The following is a 17,772-nucleotide window of genomic DNA, read 5'->3' as shown; positions in this document are numbered from 1 at the left end:
ATCAGTCCTGGAGCAGTGGATCGAGCTGGCCGCGCCGTTCCAGCGCCGCCATGTCGTCATAGCCGCCGACATGGGTTTCACCGACGAAGATCTGCGGCACGGTGCGCCGCCCGTGGGCGCGCTGCACCATCGCCATGCGGGTATCGGCGTCGTCGGCATCGACCTCCTCATAGTCCACGCCCTTCTTCTGCAAGAGCGACTTGGCTGCATCGCAATATGGGCACCACTGGGTCGTATAGATCTCTACTTTTTTCATCTCACCAAGAACTGCTGCTGCTTTGTTGCCACTTATATGGGGAGGTCGGCGCCAGTCACAACGCGGGCGAACGAGATCACGTCGATTTTCTCCACGCCAGCGCGCTTTAGAGCACGGGTTATCGCCTTGACCGTCGAGCCGGTGGTGATCACGTCGTCGACCAGCACCACCCCACGTCCCTTGAGCCGGGCAACCGCATCACGATGCGGAGTAAAGGCGCCCGCCACGTTGCGCTGCCGCGCATCTTTCGAGAGGCCCACCTGTTGCCGGGTCAGGCGCGTCCGGCGAACGATGCCGGTATCGACCTTGAGCCCGGTCAGCCGCGCCAGCGCCCGCGCCAGTTCGGTGGATTGGTTGTAGCGGCGGCTGACCTGCCGCCAGAAATGGAGCGGCACCGGTACAAGAACCGGCTCCCCCTCCCACAGGTCCCGCCCCGCGCCATGCATCATCCGTGCACAAAACCCGGCAAGCTCCGGTCTATCGCCGTACTTCATCCGGGCCACGAGGGCTTGTGCCACCTCGGTATAAAGCACCGCGGAACGGGCCCGATCGAACGGCGGCGGATCGGCAATCGCCTCGGCCGACAGCGCGTCGGGCCCGATCGAGACTTCGAACGGGAGGCCCATGACCGGGCAATAGGGCGCGGTGATCGGCCTCAGCTTGCCGAAGCAACCGGGGCAAAGGCTCGCCGTCGTGGCAACCGGCGCCCCACAATCGAGGCAGGTGGGCGGATAGACGAAGTCGAGCAGGCCACGACCCAGCCGCACGATCGCGGCGGCCGGTCCGGCTTTGACTTTGGCGTCCCCCAATTCCATAAGGCGACAAGCCTAATCGAGACGGCGCTGTTTGCCCATGTCCCTCCCGCCCCGTGTCTTCGATCGCGAACTGATCGCCCAGCACCTCCTGCGCCGCGACCCGACGGTGGAAGATTTCGTCGGCCAGATCGTCCTCGACGACCTCGCGGCCCGGTTGATCACCATAACCCGAGACTTTGAGCAGGCGCTGATCATCGGGCCGGAGGGCGCGCGCCTGCCGCTACTCGGCCGCTCGGCCAACGGCGTCTTCTCGTTCGAGCGCGCCTCGACCATCCTCGGCTCGGCCGACGCCCCATTGGTCGACCCCGAGCTGCTGGTGTTGCCGCAAACCGGCTACGACCTGATCGTCAGCCTGTTCGACCTGCAAGTCGTCAATGATGTGCCCGGTTTCCTGTCCCGCCTCCGCGCCCATCTGCGGCCCGACGGCCTGATGATCGCGGCAACGCTGGGCGGCAACAGCCTGATCGAACTGCGGCAGGCCCTTCTGGAGGCCGACTCGCAGCTTTCGGGCGGGGCCTTCGCCCGCGTCGCGCCCTTCATTCCGCTGGCCGATGCCGGCGGCCTGCTGCAGCGCGCCGGCCTCGCCCTGCCGGTCACCGACCTCGAGACCTATCCGGTGCGTTATGCCGACGCGTTGAAGCTGATGCGGGAGTTGAAGGGGCTTGGCGCACAGAACCCGCTGGCCGACCGCCCGGACCGCATGGCGACGCGCACCCTCATCGGCACGGCGGCCGCAGCGTATCAGCAGATTGCCGGAGACCCGGACGGGCGCGTGCGGGCGACGCTGGAGATAATCTGGCTATTGGGCTGGGCGCCGCACGACAGCCAGCAAAAGCCGTTGCGCCGCGGCAGCGCCACGGTGAGCCTCAGGGATGTGCTCGGTAAGGACGGCTGATCAGAGGAATTCGTCGGCGTTGTCGAGTTGCTCGCCGGCGCGGCTCGAGATGAAGTCGAACATGGTGCTAACGCCGCCACCCAGTGCGGTCATCGCCACGAGGATACCCACGGCGATGAGGCCGGCGATCAGGCCGTATTCGATGGCCGTGGCGCCACCCTCGTCGGCAGCAAACCGCGACAACTGGACCTGAAGAACGCTCATCCGCAACCCCCTGGCAGCACTGCGATCTGCAGCCTGTTCCGCCGTACCGCTCGCGCTACAGCAGATCGCAGAGCGGGGCGATCAGCGGCAGGTCGGCGGGTGGCATAGGGTAGTCGCGCAAGGATTGCGGGCGCACCCACTTCAGGGCGGCATGTTCGCGAGCCTGCGGCACTCCTTGCCACTTACGACAGACGTAAAGTGGCATCAGAAGATGAAAGCTTTCGTAAGAGTGCGACGCAAAAGTTAACGGTGCAAGGCACGCCGTCTGGGTGGAAATGCCTAGCTCCTCCTCGAGTTCGCGGATCAGCGCTACCTCGGGCGTTTCGCCTGCTTCAAGCTTGCCGCCGGGGAACTCCCACAGCCCCGCCAGCTGTTTGCCTTCGGGGCGCTGGGCGATCAGCACGCGCCGGTCGGCATCGATCAGGGCGCAAGCGACGACGAACAGGATCTTCACCCGCGGCCCCAGTCCGGCGCCCGCCGGTAGACATACGGGTAGACCTCGCCGAAGCCGAAGGACGAGTACATGTTGAGCGCCGGCGTGTTGCTGGCCAGCACCTGCAGCGCCGCATGCGTCGCTCCGGTCGAGCGCACCCAGTTGAGCGCGGCGCCCATCACTGCCCGTCCGTAGCCCATGCCGCGCGCGCTCGGATGGGTGACGACGTTGAGGAACACCCCGACCCCGCCCGACGCCGCCGCGAGCGTCGCTGCCACCGGCAGGCCGGCCTTGTGGTAGACGAGCACGCCCTGCGCCGGGCAGGCGATGGCGCCGACGATCTGCGCGACGACCTCGGTCGTCGTCTGGTCGTAGCCCGACATCTGCGCCTGCGCACGATACCAGGCCGGATCGGACGGATCGAAATAGCGGGCCTGGTAGTCGACCGGGAAATCCTGGTCGGGCATTTCCATTGCCATCACGAGGCTCGGCTCGAACTCCTCCCACTGCAGCCCATCGAGCACGTCGATGATTTCAGGGGCGGTGAGCGGGGTGACGCGGAACACGGGCGGAATGCCGTGCAGCCGGCTGAGTTCGGCCATCTGCCTGAGCCGCAACTCGGCATAGGCGCCGTCGGACGGATCTAGGCAGTGGATCGAGTTGCCGCGCTTGGTGTAGCCGCGCGCATAGCGCCACAGCCACAGCCCATCATGCGCCTGCCGCAGCGCGGGCCAGGCGGTGAGGGTCGCCCCCTCAATCTGGCTGACGTTGAGCGGAACCATCAGGACCGGTAGTCCCCGTTGATGGTGATGTAGCCGTGCGTCAGATCGCAGGTATAGACCGTCGCCGTACCCGAACCGAGCCCGAGGCCAACGCGGACGTCGATATCCTCGTTCTTCATGTACGCGCTGGTCTTGCTCTCATCGTAGGCCGGGTCGCGCTCGCCCTCGGTGGCGACGCGGATTTCGCCGAAGCTGATCTCGAGCTTGTCGCGATCGGCCGGCTCGCCGGCCTTGCCCACCGCCATAACGATACGGCCCCAGTTGGCGTCCTCGCCGGCGATGGCGGTCTTGACCAGCGGAGAATTGGCGATCGACTGGGCGATCCGGAAGGCGCTCTTGTCGCTCTCGGCGCCCTCGACGGTGACGGTCACCATCTTGGTGGCGCCCTCGCCGTCGCGAACGACATGGATGGCGAGCTCGTGCAGCACGTCCGTCAGCGCCTCGGCGAACACGGCAGCGCGCGGGTCGTCGGCCGAGGTGATCGGCTCGACTGCCGCCTTGCCGGTGGCGAAGACGAGGCAGGTGTCGGAGGTCGAGGTGTCGCTGTCGACGGTCACGGCGTTGAAGCTCGTATCGATCGCCGGCTGCAACAAGCCCTTGAGCACGCCGGACGCGATCGGCGCGTCGGTGAACACGAAGCTCAGCATCGTCGCCATATCGGGCGCGATCATGCCCGAGCCCTTGGCGATGCCCGAGATCACCACCGGCACGCCGTCGAACTCGACACTTGCCGTCGCGACCTTGGCGAAGGTGTCCGTGGTCATGATCGCCTTGGCCGCATCCATCCACGGACCGGGCGCGACTCGCCTGGCAAGGTCATCGGCGACGGCGGCGAATTTCTCGGCCGGCAGCGGTTCGCCGATCACGCCGGTGGAGGCAAGGAAGATTTCCGACGGCTTTACGCCGAGCGCCTTGGAGACGATGTCGGCCGAGAGCGCAACGGCCGCCTTGCCCTTCTTGCCGGTGAAGGCATTGGCGTTGCCCGAATTGACCAGCAGGGCACGAGCCTTGCCGCCCGGCAGGTTGTCGCGGCACCAGTCGACGGCCGCCGACGGACATTTCGAGCGGGTGAGAACCCCGGCAACGACGGTCCCCTCGTCCATCGAGACGAGCAGCACGTCGGTGCGGTTCTTGTATTTGATCCCGGCTTCCGCAGTCGCAAATCGCACCCCGGCCACTTCGGGCAGTTCCGGATAAGACTTGGGCGCGAGCGGGGAGACGGGATGGGCCATTTTACGTCCTCATGGCGACTTTTTAGGCCCATCCGTTTGCCTCAAGCCTCGATCACAAGCAAGCCGCAAACCTTAACGTCTGGTTCAGAACTTGCCTGTGGCGACGAAGCGGCCGAAGCGCGCCTGAATGGTCGGGATGATGAAGTAGACCATGGCCACGACCATCAGCGGCGCGACGATGAGATTTCGCTCCCACACCGGCCAGTCGGCAGTGATCGGAGCAACCAGATAGATGAGCCCGGTGATCACCGGATAGACCGCGACGAGGACAAGCAGCGCCATCCGGGTGCGGACGATGAAGGGAACACCGGCCGGACGGGCTGGTGCGGAGGCAGTGGCGGCCGGAGCGGCTGCGGTGGCGGATTGAACGGTCATTTCGAAACCCCATATGAACGGTACGGCTCGTTACATAACGAAACGGTACGTAACGTTCAAGTGGATTCACGCACCGTTTTGGTGTACCAGCCATGCATTGCCCTGAGGGCTCACGAACCATGTCCAGCACCGAGAACCTGTCCCGCAAATCGATCGGCTCCGCCCGCAATCCCGAAAGCCACGAGGCCATACTCGAGGCGGCCGAGGATGTGTTCTGCGAAGCCGGCTATGCGGGTTTCTCGATCGAAGCCGTGGCGCGTCGTGCGCGCGCCGGCAAGCCCACCATCTATCGCTGGTGGCCGAGCAAGGCGCACCTGCTGCTCGACGTCTATACCCGCCTTAAGGCCTCCCGCATGCCCGAACCCGATACCGGAACGCTCGAAGGCGATATCCGCACCTTCCTGACCGCACTGGCGCGGTTCTGGATCGGCAATACCGGCAACACCGGTGGCGTCTATAAGTCGCTGATCGCCGAGGCGCAGGCCGACGCCAGGGCCGCCGAGGCACTGCAGGCCTATTCGAAGGAGCGGACCGAGCACACCGCCAATATGTTCGATCGTGCCAAGGCCCGCGGCGAGATGCGCGCCGACGCCGACAGCCTAGCCGCCTCGGACCTGCTCTCGGCCTACGCCTGGAAGCTGCTCCTGACCGACCGGCTCGAGAACTCCGCGGACGCGATCGACAAGGTCACCACGATCCTGGTGCGCGGGCTCCTCAAATGAAAACCCCGGCCGGAGCCGGGGTTCGTATTTCGATCGCAATGGCAGCTTACTGGCCGGCAGCCTCGCCTTCGGCCTGCTTCTGAACTGCCGCGGCGAGCGTCGCGTCCGGAATGTTGACCGGCAGGTCCTTCTTCAGCGTGGCCATCGTGTCGTCGAAGGCCTTCATCATCACCTGCTGGCTGAGCTGCTGAGCAACCTGCTCCATCGGCGGCGGCGCGCTCATGCGCTTTTCCTCGACCTTGATGATGTGCCAGCCGAACTGGCTCTGCACCGGATCGGAAATCTTGCCGGGCTCGAGCGTGAAGGCCACGGCCTCGAACTCGGGAACCATCATGCCCTTCTGGAAGAAGCCGAGGTCGCCCCCGTTCTGCTTGCCCGAGGGATCGGTGGTCTTTTCCATGGCCAGCACCTCGAACGGCTTGCCGCCGTCCAGTTCGGCCTTGATCGCCTTGGCTTCTTCTTCAGTAGCGACGAGGATGTGGCGCGCATGCACCTCTTCGACCGGCACGAAGTTCTTCACCATCTCGTCATAGGCGGCCTTCACCGACGCTTCGGTGATGGCTGCAGCGACCTTGTCGGTAAAATAGTCGCGACGAAGCGTACGATCCTCGAGATAGCTGAGGCGACGCTTGAAGATGTCGTCATTGGCCATGCCGGCATCGCGGGCGGCCTTGGCCATCACCTTCATGTCGATCAGCACGTTGACGAGGAAGGCGCGACGCTCTTCGACCGGGATTTGCTGGAGCTGCTGCTGCAGATCCTCGGCGGCAAAGCCGAGGTCAGCCTCGGTGATCTGCATGTCGCCGACGGTCGCAACGACTGCAGCCGGATCGATCGGCGCGGGCGCTGCCGGGGTCGCCGGAGCTGCGGCGGCCGGGGCGGCGGCATCCTGGGCCTGCGCGGCAAACGGCAGGACGCTGAGGGCGGTCCCGAGCACGAGCATGCCGGCAAGGGTCTTGATGGTATTGCGGAAACCCTGCTTGGCAAGGTGGGTCATTAGGGAATTCTCCTCGATGGCGCTGAGCCCCCGGCCCGCGGCCGCGCGGAGCTTTGCCCCATTGGGGTTCCGTTGACAAGCAAAACACCCGCTCTTACATGTCGCACCACTTCAAAGAGTGTTGACGGGTGAGGACCCGCCGCCTGCCGGACGACATGAGGCGCCTTGCGCCGCCCGGCTCTGAACAATCAAAGGACGACACGAATGGTATTGGCTGCAATCGCCAAGGCGATCTTCGGTTCGGCGAACGATCGGCAGGTGAAGAAATACCTCCCGCGCGTCGCGGCGATCAACGCTCTCGAACCCGAGTTCGAAAAGCTCAGCGACGACGAGCTGCGCGCCAAGACCCAGGAATTCCGGGACCAGCTCGCCCAGGGCAAGGAGCTCGACGACATTCTCGAGCCCGCCTTCGCGGTGGTGCGCGAGGGTGCCAAGCGCTCCCTGGGCATGCGCCACTTCGACGTGCAGCTGATCGGCGGCATGGTGCTGAACAACCGCTCCATCGCCGAAATGAAGACCGGCGAAGGCAAGACCCTGGTCGCGACGCTCGCGGTCTACCTCAACGCCCTGCCGGGCAAGGGTGTCCACCTCGTCACCGTCAACGATTACCTCGCCCGCCGCGACGCGGCCTGGATGGGCAAGCTCTACAATTTCCTTGGGCTGTCGATCGGCGTCATCGTGCATGGTCTCGACGACGCCGAGCGCAAGGCCGCCTACGACGCCGACATCACTTACGGCACGAACAACGAGTTCGGCTTCGACTATCTGCGCGACAATATGAAATACAGCCGCGACCAGATGGTGCAGCGCGGCCATGAATACGCGATCGTCGACGAAGTGGACTCGATCCTCGTCGACGAGGCCCGCACCCCGCTGATCATTTCCGGCCCCTCGGCCGACCGTTCATCGCTCTATGAGATGGCCGACAAGCTGATCCCGCTGCTTGGCGAAGGCGACTTCGAGATCGACGAGAAGCAGCGCTCGGCCACCTTCACCGACGCCGGCATTGAAAAGCTGGAACTGGCGCTGAACGAAAACGGCCAGATGAAGGGCGGCGATCTCTACGACATCGAAAATGTCGCGCTCGTCCACCATCTCAATTCGGCGCTTCGTGCCCACAAGATGTTCCAGCGCGAGAAGGACTACATCGTACGCAATGACGAAGTGGTGATCATCGATGAGTTCACCGGCCGCATGATGCCGGGCCGCCGCTATTCGGAAGGCCTGCACCAGGCGCTGGAAGCCAAGGAACACGTCAAGATCCAGGCCGAGAACCAGACGCTCGCCTCGATCACCTTCCAGAACTACTTCCGCCTCTACAAGAAGCTGAACGGCATGACCGGTACGGCGGCGACGGAGGCCGAGGAATTCGGCGATATCTACGGCCTCAACGTCGTCACCATCCCGACCAACGTGCCGGTGAAGCGTATCGACGAAGACGACGCCATCTTCCGCACCGCCGCCGAGAAGTTCGACGAGATCGCCAACCTGATCGCCGAAGCCCGCGGTCGCGGCCAGCCGGTGCTGGTCGGCACCACCTCGATCGAAAAGTCCGAGATGCTGGCCGAAATCCTGCGCAAGAAGGGCATCGAGAACATCGCAGTCCTGAACGCCCGCTACCATGAGCAGGAAGCCTTCATCGTCGCCGATGCCGGTGTTTCCGGCGCCGTAACGATCGCCACCAACATGGCCGGCCGCGGTACCGACATCCAGCTCGGCGGCAACCTCGACATGCGCATCCAGCGCGAGACCGAAGGGCTAGAAGGCGCCGAGCGCGAGGCCGCGATCGAGGAAATCAAGCGCACCATCGCGGTCGACAAGGCCAAGGTGCTCGCCGCCGGCGGCCTGATGATCATCGGCACCGAGCGGCACGAGAGCCGCCGCATCGACAACCAGCTGCGCGGCCGCGCCGGCCGCCAGGGCGACCCCGGGCATTCCAAGTTCTTCCTGTCGCTGCAGGACGACCTGATGCGCATCTTCCCCGTCGAATCGATGGATTCGATGCTGTCGAAGCTCGGCCTCGAGCAGGGCGAGTCGATCACCCATCCATGGGTCACCAAGGCCATCGAGCGTGCCCAGGCCCGCGTGGAAGCTCGCAACTTCGACATCCGCAAGAACATTCTGAAATACGACGACGTGATGAACGACCAGCGCAAGGTGATCTTCGCCGAGCGCCTCGAACTGATGGACGCAGACGACGTCTCCGAGACCGTCAATTCGATGCGGCGCGAGGTTGCCGAGGACATCGTCGCCAAATCGGTCCCCCACGGCTCCTACCCCGAGCAGTGGAACGTCGAGCAGCTGACTGCTGCTGCCAAGACCTATCTCAACGTCGACGTCGACGTCGAAGCCTGGACCCACGAGGAAGGCATCGATCCCGAGATCGTGCTCGAGCGCATCACCAATGCCGCCGACGAGTTCGCCGCTGCCAAGGTCGCCCGCTACACCCCGGACATCATGCGCCAGGTCGAAAAGTCGATCCTCCTGCAGTCGATCGACGGCCTCTGGCGCGAGCACCTCGTGACGCTCGATCACCTCAGCAAGGTCATCGGCTGGCGCGGCCTCGCCCAGCGCGATCCGCTGACCGAGTACAAGCGAGAGGCCTTCGAGCTGTTCGAGCAGTTGCTGGCCCAGCTACGCGAGCTGGTGACCACCCAGCTCAGCCATGTCGAGATCCAGATGCGGCAGCCGTCCCCGCCGCCGGGGCTCGACCTCAGCGCGCTCCAGGATATCCACATCGATCCCACCACGGGCGAGAATGACGCTGAGAGCGACGTGACCGGCACCCTGCCGCGCAACCTCGGCCCCGCCCCGGCCCTTTCTGCCTTCGCCGCTGCCGGCGCAGCCGCTGGTGCCGGCGTGATCGAGGCGGACCCGGCGCTCCGCCCGATCGACCCCAAGCTGCTGGTCGGCGTCTCCCGCAACGCCCCCTGCCCCTGCGGCTCGGGCAGGAAGTTCAAGCACTGCCACGGCGCGTTCTGACGACTGACGCATTGCAGCCAATTCGAGAAGGCAGGGAGCAATCCCTGCCTTCTTCCATTTCATATGGCCGAACTGTTATATTCCTTGACATGCATATGATCGTAACGGCATATTCTCTCCATGACGATCTTCAATGCCATATCGGACCCCATCCGCCGCGATATTCTGGCCCTGCTGAGAGCGGGCGAGGTTCCGGCCGGCTCGCTGGTCGAGGCTCTCGACCTGCCCCAGCCCAATGTCTCCAAGCACCTGAAGGCGCTGCGCGAGGCCGGGCTGGTGCGCATCCGGGTCGATGGACCCAAGCGCTTCTACAGCCTCGACCCCGGCCCGCTGCTCGAACTCGACGCCTGGCTGCAGCCCTATCGGGAGTTCTGGGCAAACAAGCTCGACGCCCTCGGCGACCACTTGAGCCGGAGCGACTGACCATGCGCGACCTCGGCACCTACGAACGCCATGGCGACCATATCGACGTGCGCTTTGAGCGGCATTATCCGCGCCCGCCCGAAAAGGTCTGGCGCGCCCTTACCGACCCTGAACGGCTCGCCGACTGGATGGGCCTCTCGCATGTCGAGCCACATGTCGGCGGCCGGTTCGAGACCATGCTCGACGGCATCAAGCCGATGCGGGGGGAGGTGCTGGTCTGGGACCCGCCCAAGGCTCTGGAATTGCACTGGTCGAACGAGCACGCGCCCGATTCCACCGTGCGCTACGAGCTGACGCCCGAGGCGGACGGTACCCGGCTGATCTTTACCCACCGGCACATGCCGCATGCCACCTGCGCCCTCATGCTGCCGGGCTGGCACGTGTTCTTTGCCCGGCTGGGGCAGGCGCTGGAGGACGAAGAGCCGCCTGACTGGGTTACCCGATGGCGGCAAATGCAGACCGTCTACATTGAGCACTATGGCCTCGGCCACCTGCAGCTAGACCCCTAGACCCACCGACCCACGACCAATCCCCGACGCCAGACCGGCTGCGATGTGCGCTGCCGGCGACGGCACTGCCTTGCCCGATTTTCAACGGAGAAAGACCATGACCAACAGGAGCTACACCACCAGTTTTACCGTACCCCAGCCGCCCGAAGCGGTATTCGCCGCTATCAACAACCCACGCGCCTGGTGGTCCGATAGCATCGAGGGGACGACCGACAAGGTCGGCGCCGTCTGGCACTACCACTTCCGCGACATCCATCGCTGCACCATCAAGGTGACCGAGATGGCCCCGGGCCGCGTCGTCTGGCACGTGCTCGAGAACGACTTCAACTTCATCGCCGACAAGCGCGAGTGGGTCGACACCCACATCGTCTTCGACGTGACGCCGAAGGACGATGGTACGGAAGTCCGCTTCATCCATGTCGGCCTCGTGCCCGACTACGAGTGCTACGACATCTGCGAGAACGCCTGGGGCACTTATGTCGGCAGCCTCAGGAGCCTGATCACCACGGGCACGGGGTTCCCCAATATCGGCGAGCCGGTGACCGACGCCGAGGAGGAACTGGCGGCCAGCGGCAGCTTCACCCGCACGATCGTTGTCTCCGCCTCGCCGGCCGAGGCGTTTGCCGCCGTCAATGATCCGCGCGCCTGGTGGAGCGGCGCCTTCGAAGGTGGGACCGACAAGCTCGGCGACGTCTTCACCTACCGCTACAAGGACATCCACTATTCGAAGCAACAGGTGACCGAGCTCGTCCCCGGCAAGCGCGTCGCCTGGAAGGTGCTCGACAGCCAGCTGAACTTCATCGCGGACAAGACCGAATGGACCGGCACCACCATCACCTTCGACATCGCCCAGCGTGATGGAAAGACCGAAGTCGTCTTCACCCATGTCGGCCTGAAGCCTGCGGTCGAGTGCTACGACACCTGCTCGGATGCCTGGACGTCGCTGATCACGGGCAGCCTCAAGCAGTTGATCGACACTGGCAAGGGCATGTTGCCAATCCTGGATGCCTCGGTCGCCTAGGGCGCATCGACCAAACGGCTGCGCCCGCGATGCTCGCTCCAGGCGAGCAGCAGCCCAGCTGAAATCACCAGCGCCGCGCCGACGAACACCACGCCGGCCGGTTGCTCGCCCCAGAACAGGAAGCCGAAGACGAAGCTCCAGACGAGGGCAAAATACTCGACTGTGCCGAGCACGCTTGCCGGCACGAGGCGCGCCGCCTCGACGAGGATGTACTGCGCGGACCCTCCGACGGCGCCGACGGCGACGATGATCAGCAGCTGCAGCGGATCCATCGCCGTCCACAGCGGGATCGACGCGATGCCCATGGCGAGCGTGTAGAACAGGTTGAGTGAGAAGATCAGCACCATCGAGCTCTCGGATTTCGAGATCGAGCGCATCAGGATCATCGCGACCGACCAGAAGAACGCCGCGCCGAGCACCATCAGCGCAGGCACGCCGACGGTGAGCCCCGCGGGGTTGCAGGCGATCACCACACCGAAGAAACCGATCGCCGCTGCCCCGACGCGCGCCAGCGTCAGCCGCTCCTTGAGGAAGATCACCGCGAGGATGATCGTCAGCACCGGTGCGAAATAGTAGAGCGTCGTCATCTCGGCGAGTTTGAGCTCGCGCCCCGCCGAATAGTACATGCACCAGGCCGCCAGCGTCAGGATGGCACGGAGCAGCAGCATCGGCTTGTTGGGCGAACGCACCAGATTCAGCACCAGCTTCCGCTTGCCGATCACGAGGCAGATCAGCGTGACCACGAGGCTGCGCACGAACAGAATCTGCACCACCGGCAGCGCGTGGATGACCGACTTCACCAGCACGTCGTGCACCGAGAACAGCGTGTAGGCGAGGACGCCCAGCGCCATGCCCCGGAGCACGGCAGATTGAGGCAGGGCAAGGGGAGCGGACACGAGCGACCTGGAGGCAATAGGGTGAGGCAGTCGCCCGATTCTCTAGTTCGCCGCGCACCGCAATGCACCCTTAAACTTCAATGGACGAGCCCGGCGGGGATATGCCAAATCTATCGCCGCTTGGGGGCGACAATGACGAATGACCAGACTTCGGGTGGGAGATTACTCCGGCATGCTCCGGAGCTGGCAGTCTTCATAATCATACTGGCGCTGCTGGTATTGTGCGCACTGACCTTCAACAGCTACGGCTTCACGACCGACGAGCAGAACGGGTTGTGGCGGGCCAGTAACATCATCGACTTCTACATGAGCGGCGGTGAGGACTCGGCAGAGCTTACCGCCATCCGGCCGGAGAACTTCTATGGCGCCATGGCCGATGTGTTGGCGCTGTGGCTGCAGCGGCTGTTTCCCGCACTGGGCCTCGACAGCCGCCACCTCGTCTCGGGGCTCTTCGGCGTCATCGGCGTCTACTACACCTACCGGTTGGGCGAGCATCTCGGCGGCCGCTGGGTCGGCGTGGCGGCTGCGGCCTTTCTGGCCCTTTCGCCCATGTGGCTCGGCTACAGCTACATGAACCTCAAGGATGTGCCCTTCGGCACGGCGCTCATCGCGTCGAGCTTTTACGGGCTGCGGGTCATGGGCGAAGCCTCACCACCACGCTGGACCATTCTGCTGGGCCTCGGCATCTGGTGTGGAGCACTCGGCACCTCGAAGCTGACCGGCATCCTGCTGCTGGGCTTCTGTGTGCTGGTCCTGCTTGTCTTCTGGCTCATCCAGAATGGCTGGCTGTCGATCCGGACTCTGGTGCAACGCGCGTTCCTATGCGCCGGCGTTGGCCTGGTCGGCATCATCATCTTTTCGATCGCATTCTGGCCCCAGCTCTACCTCTATTCGCCGGTGCAGACCTTCCGGGCCGTGCTGCAGTTCCTGAATTACGATCCCTGGCGCGGCAGCGTGCTGCTCAACGGGGCCTTCTTCGATCAGGATAATGTGCCGAGGACCTACCTCGCGACCTACGTGCTGATCACCACGCCGCTGCTGGCGCTGGCGCTCTACATCTTCAGCATCCCTGCCTCCCTGCTCGACAGGCGCTATGCGATGCTGGGGGCCATCGCGCTGCCGCCGGCCTTCCTGGCCATCCAGTGGGCCACCGAGGCGCAGGTCTACAACGGCTCCCGCCAGTTCCTGTTCATCATCCCGTTCCTCTGCGTCGGCGCGGGTTACGGCCTCGTAGCCCTGAGCCGCATCGGCAACTCCATGTTGGCGAGATACGGGACACTGGCCGTGTTCGCCGTGTTTGCTGCATGGTCCGTCTACACCATCGCCTCGCTGTTCCCGTACCAGTACTCCGCCTACAACCTGCTCGTCGGCGGCACCAAGGGGGCGGAGAACCGCTACTACATCGATGTCTGGCGCTCGGCGGAGCGCGAGGGCCTGCGCGCCATCGACGCCCTGCTGCCCGACGACGGCAAGCGCTACCGCGTCTATGCCTGCGGCTCGCAGCTCAATTTCGAACGCTTCCCCCGGCTGCAGCCGGTGCTCGATCCCAACCAGCCGTGGGACTATGCGCTGCGTCTACCCCGCTGTTCGCTGACCAATCCGCCGGGGCTCGAGGTCATCGGCGAAATCCGCCGGCAGGGCATCCTATTCGCCGCGCTGCTGAAGCCGGAAAGAGCGGGTAAGGTTCCACCCGATCCCCAGTAGACCGGGGACCAGCCTCGTCCAGAAAAAGCTCAGGAAGAAGGCGGCGGCCGCGACTTCGGGCAGCACTCCCCCAGCTGGACCGAGGAGCGCCGCGAGCCCCTCGCGCAGGCCCAGCCCGCCAATGGTGATGGTGACGAGGTTGGAGAGGGTTACTGGCGGCAGGAGCAGCAGGGCGAGCGCGCTGTCGATTGGCTGTGATCCGGCGATGAAGGCAGCCACCGAGGCATAGGTGATGAGGTAGGTGACGAGCGAGATCAGCCAGTATGCAGCTGGCACCGCGATCACCGAACCGAGCACCTCGCGCAGCCGCGCCGGAGTTCGCTGCGGCAGCCGGGCCGCAATCTGACGGCGCAGCCACGGCACCTGCACCGCAAGCACGATCCCGACTGAGCAGGCACAGAGCCCAAGGCCGATCAATAGCCCCCAACCGGGCAGGAACACGAAAGCGGTCGGCGCGCAGAACAGCAGCACCGTCGCGAGTTCGCCGATCCGGTCGAAGACATAGGCGAGGATGGCGCGCGGCCGGTCCGCCGGAGTGAACGGGGCAATGGCGGCCACCTCGCCCACGCGTCCCGGTGTTACGATCCCGAGCGCCAGGGCAAACATCATCGCCCGGACCAGCTCGAGCGGCGGGGCCTGAAGACCGTTGGCACGGGCGAGGAATATCCACTTCAGCATGCGCGCCGCGACGAAGAGGAAGCAGAGCGCGATGCCGAGCAACATCCAGCCTGGATCGACCTGGAATATCGCCGCGGCGAAGCGCGACACATCGAGCGAGAACAGCAGCGCCGCGAGCAGCGCAACGGTCAGGGCGATCTTGAGATAGCGCTTGGCGTTGGGCGTCAGCTTCATGCCGTCTCGACCTCCACCTGGCCGCTCGCGAGGTCAACGACCTTGCGTACCGTCATGGGACCCGCGGCAGCGATCTCGTCGCCAGCGCCTGCAGCAAGGCCACTTCCTGCGAGCCGCAGGCGTATGCGCAACCCCGTCGAATCGATCCAGTCGCTGATCGTCACCCGTCCTTCAGCGATCTCGATATTTCTCTCGAGCCCGATATCGTGGCCGCCCTTCCCCACCGACGTCCCGGACTGGTTGATGGCGGTCCGCTTGCGCTGCCGGTACCAGTCGATCGCCTCCCGCAGGCGGCGCGACGACCAGCTGGTGGTCGAACCGAGCCTAAGGACCAGGCGCTGCAGGAATGAGGGATAGAAATACCCGGCAGGGGCGAGCTCGAACCGGGCGGTCATACCGTCGGACGTAGTGCTGGCCTTGCGGTCGGCGTCGTAGGTCATCGAGGTCACTGAGGCTCCATGGGCCTCTCCGTCGACACCAAGGTCGGCCAGTACCAGCCTGTCACCGTGGAAAACGCGCGTCACCGGTCCTCCGGCATAGGGGACGTGGATGTGGAGCGACCCCGAATGGAAAGCTGCCACGCCGGCCCTCGCGTTGACGGTCCAGCCCTGCGCCACTGACAGCGGTGCTGCCGCGCTGACATCGGGCATACGCTGGAACGCCAAGGCTCCGAGCAACGGCAATATCGACCACCGCGCAAGACGAAGGTCATCGGCGAGGTAGGCCAGGATACGGGCGCGGCTGGCCTCCGGACCCAACGCCGCCAGCCGGCCTGCAACCGCCGCCGCGCCCTCGATATGCGGTGCGAACAGCACGTAGCCAGCCTGCCCGGCATAAGGGTTGCGGCAAGTCCCGCCCTCGGCCGACAGCGTCAGGTCGGGATGGAAATGAGGCAGCAGGAAGTTCACGAGCCGCCCTACCGGCGCGACGACCTGATCCATCCCCACTAGCCGCCCATAGTGGCCGAGATAGTCGACGACCAGTGCCGAGTAGCCGAAATCCATGCCGCGCAGCTCGGGGAACCAGCCCTCCTCGGTCTGCGTCGCAAGGCTGCGGGCAAGCTTGTCGCGTGCGCCGGCTAGCGATGGGGCATCGCTGCAGAGCGTCCCGTAGGCCGCCAGCGCTGCGGCCGCGGCCACTTCGTGGTTGACCTTGACCAGATCCTCGCGTCCGAGCAGCCAGCGGGCGGCCGGGGCGAGCGTCTCCCTGAGAAGCCCGTGAATGTCGGCCGGGAGGACGTCCCCAAGCTCGATGGCGGCCGCGGCATAGGCAAAGGTCGTGAACGTCGTCGCCGCGAAGCCGCGTTCGCCCTTGTACCACTCGTCGTAGCTGCCCTCGGCATATTGCAGCCGCCTGAGGTTGGTGAGGCCGGCGCGGTAGGCCCTCAGCAGCTCCTCCGGCCCAGGCCACCCGCGGTCCCGGCCGATCTCCCGAAATGCCGGATGGGCCAAGAGCCCCAGCGCGGCGCCCGCCTCCTGGAAGCGCGCATCGGCAAACTCCGACGTTTTGTCGCGCCAATAGGGGTAGTGGAAGCTCCCGAACGAGGGCGACAGCGCGTCACCGTCCTGCATGGCGAGCAGGCGCCGGGCCGCATCGCCGACATACTGGAGCTGGTAGAGGTAATCGCCCGAGAGAGCAGGCCTATCGGGCATCTATGGATCTTTCCTCTCGGCCGCCGGCCTGACAATGGACCGCAACCGATAGTCAGCACTATCCGGTCCGAGGCTCTTGACCAACTCGCCGAGCAGCCCCGTCGCGATGAGGATGACCGAGGTGAAGATCATGGTGATCGAGGCATAGAGCATCGGCCGTGGCCGCAGCGGATCGATCTCGAAGAACGATAGGACGAACAGGTAGGCAAGTCCCAGTCCACCTAAAGCGCCCAGCACGACCGCTATATAGCCGAAGAAGTGCAGCGGCCGGCTGCGGAATTTCGAGGTCAGGATGACTGTCATCAGGTCGAACGCGCCATTCAGCAGCCGGCGGGCGCCGAACTTCGATTTGCCGGCAAAGCGCGGGCGGTGTGCCACGTCTATTTCGCCGACCTTGAAGCCTTCCCAATGCAACAGCACCGGAATGTAGCGATGCAGCTCGCCATAGAGCCTCAGGTCTGCCAGCGCCTCGCGACGATAGGCCTTGAAGCCCGAATTGAAGTCATGCAGCTCAAGACCGGAGACCTTCCGGGTAAACCAGTTGAACACCAGCGAGGGCAGCGTCTTGTCGATCGGATCGTGCCTGAGCTTCTTCCAGCCGCTGACCACGTCGCTACCGGCGTCGAGGGCCGCGAGGAACCGGGGAATCTCCACCGGATCGTCCTGCAGGTCCGCATCGAGCGTGAAGACGATCGCGCCCGCGGCCATCCGAAAGCCCAGGTCGAGCGCGGCTGATTTGCCGTAGTTGCGGCGCATATGCGCGACCACCACCCGGGCATCAGTCGCAGCAACGGAATCGAGCAGGGCCGAAGTCCCGTCGGTCGAACCATCGTCGATGTAAATGATCTCAGCCGATCGATCGAGTTGCGACAGCACTGCCGTCAGCTGAGCGTGGAACTCGGCGATGCACTCGACTTCATTGTAGGCTGGAATGACAAACGACAGGAGACCGGCTGGCCCGCTGCCCTCCGGCACCAAAGTCTCGCCGCCATAAACCGCACTCAAAACCTGATGCATCTAGC

The 17,772-nt window shown here is 64.8% G+C and carries 19 protein-coding genes; 7 read left to right on the top strand and 12 right to left on the bottom strand.

Annotated elements, in window-relative coordinates; translation table 11 throughout:
- Position 1: 1 nt before the first annotated feature.
- Together grxC and ACOYW5_RS18965 are read right to left on the bottom strand one after the other, a co-directional pair.
- Complete coding sequence (gene grxC / locus ACOYW5_RS18970; RefSeq protein ID WP_423066449.1) at positions 2-256, bottom strand: glutaredoxin 3; 255 nt, start codon at positions 254-256, stop codon at positions 2-4.
- A 32-nt stretch (positions 257-288) separates the two neighbouring features.
- On the bottom strand, positions 289-1,071 hold the full coding sequence (locus ACOYW5_RS18965) for a ComF family protein (protein WP_423066448.1): 783 nt from the start codon (positions 1,069-1,071) through the stop codon (positions 289-291).
- Between the two features lie 37 nt (positions 1,072-1,108).
- On the opposite strand from ACOYW5_RS18965, the gene ACOYW5_RS18960 reads away from it, so the two are divergent.
- Entirely contained in the window at positions 1,109-1,966 is an 858-nt protein-coding gene (locus ACOYW5_RS18960; RefSeq protein WP_423066447.1) for an SAM-dependent methyltransferase, read from the top strand.
- Here ACOYW5_RS18960 and ACOYW5_RS18955 read toward each other — a convergent pair whose 3' ends face one another.
- The 5 genes from ACOYW5_RS18955 to ACOYW5_RS18935 form a co-directional block, all read right to left on the bottom strand.
- On the bottom strand, positions 1,967-2,170 hold the full coding sequence (locus ACOYW5_RS18955; RefSeq protein WP_423066446.1) for a Flp family type IVb pilin: 204 nt from the start codon (positions 2,168-2,170) through the stop codon (positions 1,967-1,969).
- A gap of 55 nt (positions 2,171-2,225) precedes the next feature.
- On the bottom strand, positions 2,226-2,624 hold the full coding sequence (locus tag ACOYW5_RS18950; protein WP_423066445.1) for a (deoxy)nucleoside triphosphate pyrophosphohydrolase: 399 nt from the start codon (positions 2,622-2,624) through the stop codon (positions 2,226-2,228).
- Complete coding sequence (locus tag ACOYW5_RS18945) at positions 2,621-3,385, bottom strand: GNAT family N-acetyltransferase (RefSeq protein ID WP_423066444.1); 765 nt, start codon at positions 3,383-3,385, stop codon at positions 2,621-2,623. The genes ACOYW5_RS18950 and ACOYW5_RS18945 overlap by 4 nt, the downstream gene beginning before the upstream one ends.
- A complete protein-coding gene (gene argJ, locus ACOYW5_RS18940; protein WP_423066443.1) occupies positions 3,385-4,617 on the bottom strand; it encodes a bifunctional glutamate N-acetyltransferase/amino-acid acetyltransferase ArgJ in 1,233 nt (410 codons plus the stop codon). Before argJ ends, ACOYW5_RS18945 begins: the two co-directional genes overlap by 1 nt.
- Positions 4,618-4,701: 84 nt before the next feature.
- Complete coding sequence (locus ACOYW5_RS18935) at positions 4,702-4,992, bottom strand: hypothetical protein (protein WP_423066442.1); 291 nt, start codon at positions 4,990-4,992, stop codon at positions 4,702-4,704.
- 119 nt (positions 4,993-5,111) lie between these two features.
- On the opposite strand from ACOYW5_RS18935, the gene ACOYW5_RS18930 reads away from it, so the two are divergent.
- Positions 5,112-5,714 carry a TetR/AcrR family transcriptional regulator gene (locus ACOYW5_RS18930; protein ID WP_423066441.1) on the top strand — a complete coding sequence of 201 codons (603 nt, stop codon included), beginning with the start codon at positions 5,112-5,114 and terminating at the stop codon, positions 5,712-5,714.
- Positions 5,715-5,760: 46 nt separating this feature from the next.
- Here the strand turns inward: ACOYW5_RS18930 and ACOYW5_RS18925 are convergent, their stop codons facing one another.
- Positions 5,761-6,711, bottom strand: coding sequence for a peptidylprolyl isomerase (locus tag ACOYW5_RS18925; protein ID WP_423066440.1), 951 nt, complete (start codon positions 6,709-6,711; stop codon positions 5,761-5,763).
- A gap of 204 nt (positions 6,712-6,915) precedes the next feature.
- On the opposite strand from ACOYW5_RS18925, the gene secA reads away from it, so the two are divergent.
- The 4 genes from secA (at position 6,916) to ACOYW5_RS18905 (ending at position 11,646) form a co-directional block, all read left to right on the top strand.
- The gene (gene secA, locus ACOYW5_RS18920) at positions 6,916-9,693 is read left to right on the top strand and encodes a preprotein translocase subunit SecA (protein ID WP_423066439.1); all 2,778 of its coding nucleotides are present in this window, start codon (positions 6,916-6,918) and stop codon (positions 9,691-9,693) included.
- A gap of 120 nt (positions 9,694-9,813) precedes the next feature.
- On the top strand, positions 9,814-10,116 hold the full coding sequence (locus ACOYW5_RS18915; protein ID WP_423066438.1) for an ArsR/SmtB family transcription factor: 303 nt from the start codon (positions 9,814-9,816) through the stop codon (positions 10,114-10,116).
- Positions 10,117-10,118: 2 nt separating this feature from the next.
- Positions 10,119-10,625 carry an SRPBCC family protein gene (locus ACOYW5_RS18910; protein WP_423066437.1) on the top strand — a complete coding sequence of 169 codons (507 nt, stop codon included), beginning with the start codon at positions 10,119-10,121 and terminating at the stop codon, positions 10,623-10,625.
- A 97-nt stretch (positions 10,626-10,722) separates the two neighbouring features.
- Complete coding sequence (locus ACOYW5_RS18905; protein WP_423066436.1) at positions 10,723-11,646, top strand: SRPBCC family protein; 924 nt, start codon at positions 10,723-10,725, stop codon at positions 11,644-11,646.
- Here the strand turns inward: ACOYW5_RS18905 and ACOYW5_RS18900 are convergent.
- The gene (locus ACOYW5_RS18900) at positions 11,643-12,497 is read right to left on the bottom strand and encodes a DMT family transporter (RefSeq protein WP_423066435.1); all 855 of its coding nucleotides are present in this window, start codon (positions 12,495-12,497) and stop codon (positions 11,643-11,645) included. The two genes, ACOYW5_RS18905 and ACOYW5_RS18900, sit on opposite strands and share 4 nt — an antisense overlap.
- Positions 12,498-12,674: 177 nt before the next feature.
- On the opposite strand from ACOYW5_RS18900, the gene ACOYW5_RS18895 reads away from it, so the two are divergent.
- Positions 12,675-14,246 carry an ArnT family glycosyltransferase gene (locus tag ACOYW5_RS18895; RefSeq protein ID WP_423066434.1) on the top strand — a complete coding sequence of 524 codons (1,572 nt, stop codon included), beginning with the start codon at positions 12,675-12,677 and terminating at the stop codon, positions 14,244-14,246.
- On the opposite strand, the gene ACOYW5_RS18890 is transcribed toward ACOYW5_RS18895, so the two are convergent.
- The 3 genes from ACOYW5_RS18890 to ACOYW5_RS18880 are packed head-to-tail and all read right to left on the bottom strand — an operon-like array spanning position 14,187 to position 17,767.
- Positions 14,187-15,098, bottom strand: coding sequence for a lysylphosphatidylglycerol synthase transmembrane domain-containing protein (locus ACOYW5_RS18890; RefSeq protein WP_423066433.1), 912 nt, complete (start codon positions 15,096-15,098; stop codon positions 14,187-14,189). The two genes, ACOYW5_RS18895 and ACOYW5_RS18890, sit on opposite strands and share 60 nt — an antisense overlap.
- Positions 15,095-16,750, bottom strand: a complete 1,656-nt coding sequence (locus tag ACOYW5_RS18885; protein WP_423066432.1) for a hypothetical protein — start codon at positions 16,748-16,750, stop codon at positions 15,095-15,097. Before ACOYW5_RS18885 ends, ACOYW5_RS18890 begins: the two co-directional genes overlap by 4 nt.
- Positions 16,751-17,767: a glycosyltransferase family 2 protein gene (locus tag ACOYW5_RS18880; protein ID WP_423066431.1), complete on the bottom strand. Its 1,017-nt coding sequence runs from the start codon at positions 17,765-17,767 to the stop codon at positions 16,751-16,753.
- Positions 17,768-17,772: the final 5 nt, after the last annotated feature.

It is taken from the genome of Devosia sp. CN2-171, from assembly GCF_049354815.1.
Lineage (GTDB): Bacteria > Pseudomonadota > Alphaproteobacteria > Rhizobiales > Devosiaceae > Devosia_A.
Note: the sequence above shows the minus strand (reverse complement) of the source record. Positions and strands in the feature narration are given on the sequence as shown.

What these genes read in the sequence shown, in the direction of transcription:
- grxC (WP_423066449.1), bottom strand. Translation starts at nt 256, where the DNA reads ATGAAAAAAGTAGAGATCTATACGACCCAGTGGTGCCCATATTGCGAT.
- ACOYW5_RS18965 (WP_423066448.1), bottom strand. Translation starts at nt 1,071, where the DNA reads ATGGAATTGGGGGACGCCAAAGTCAAAGCCGGACCGGCCGCCGCGATC.
- ACOYW5_RS18960 (WP_423066447.1), top strand. Translation starts at nt 1,109, where the DNA reads ATGTCCCTCCCGCCCCGTGTCTTCGATCGCGAACTGATCGCCCAGCAC.
- ACOYW5_RS18955 (WP_423066446.1), bottom strand. Translation starts at nt 2,170, where the DNA reads ATGAGCGTTCTTCAGGTCCAGTTGTCGCGGTTTGCTGCCGACGAGGGT.
- ACOYW5_RS18945 (WP_423066444.1), bottom strand. Translation starts at nt 3,385, where the DNA reads ATGGTTCCGCTCAACGTCAGCCAGATTGAGGGGGCGACCCTCACCGCC.
- argJ (WP_423066443.1), bottom strand. Translation starts at nt 4,617, where the DNA reads ATGGCCCATCCCGTCTCCCCGCTCGCGCCCAAGTCTTATCCGGAACTG.
- ACOYW5_RS18935 (WP_423066442.1), bottom strand. Translation starts at nt 4,992, where the DNA reads ATGACCGTTCAATCCGCCACCGCAGCCGCTCCGGCCGCCACTGCCTCC.
- ACOYW5_RS18930 (WP_423066441.1), top strand. Translation starts at nt 5,112, where the DNA reads ATGTCCAGCACCGAGAACCTGTCCCGCAAATCGATCGGCTCCGCCCGC.
- ACOYW5_RS18925 (WP_423066440.1), bottom strand. Translation starts at nt 6,711, where the DNA reads ATGACCCACCTTGCCAAGCAGGGTTTCCGCAATACCATCAAGACCCTT.
- secA (WP_423066439.1), top strand. Translation starts at nt 6,916, where the DNA reads ATGGTATTGGCTGCAATCGCCAAGGCGATCTTCGGTTCGGCGAACGAT.
- ACOYW5_RS18915 (WP_423066438.1), top strand. Translation starts at nt 9,814, where the DNA reads ATGACGATCTTCAATGCCATATCGGACCCCATCCGCCGCGATATTCTG.
- ACOYW5_RS18910 (WP_423066437.1), top strand. Translation starts at nt 10,119, where the DNA reads ATGCGCGACCTCGGCACCTACGAACGCCATGGCGACCATATCGACGTG.
- ACOYW5_RS18905 (WP_423066436.1), top strand. Translation starts at nt 10,723, where the DNA reads ATGACCAACAGGAGCTACACCACCAGTTTTACCGTACCCCAGCCGCCC.
- ACOYW5_RS18900 (WP_423066435.1), bottom strand. Translation starts at nt 12,497, where the DNA reads ATGGCGCTGGGCGTCCTCGCCTACACGCTGTTCTCGGTGCACGACGTG.
- ACOYW5_RS18895 (WP_423066434.1), top strand. Translation starts at nt 12,675, where the DNA reads ATGACGAATGACCAGACTTCGGGTGGGAGATTACTCCGGCATGCTCCG.
- ACOYW5_RS18890 (WP_423066433.1), bottom strand. Translation starts at nt 15,098, where the DNA reads ATGAAGCTGACGCCCAACGCCAAGCGCTATCTCAAGATCGCCCTGACC.
- ACOYW5_RS18885 (WP_423066432.1), bottom strand. Translation starts at nt 16,750, where the DNA reads ATGCCCGATAGGCCTGCTCTCTCGGGCGATTACCTCTACCAGCTCCAG.
- ACOYW5_RS18880 (WP_423066431.1), bottom strand. Translation starts at nt 17,767, where the DNA reads ATGCATCAGGTTTTGAGTGCGGTTTATGGCGGCGAGACTTTGGTGCCG.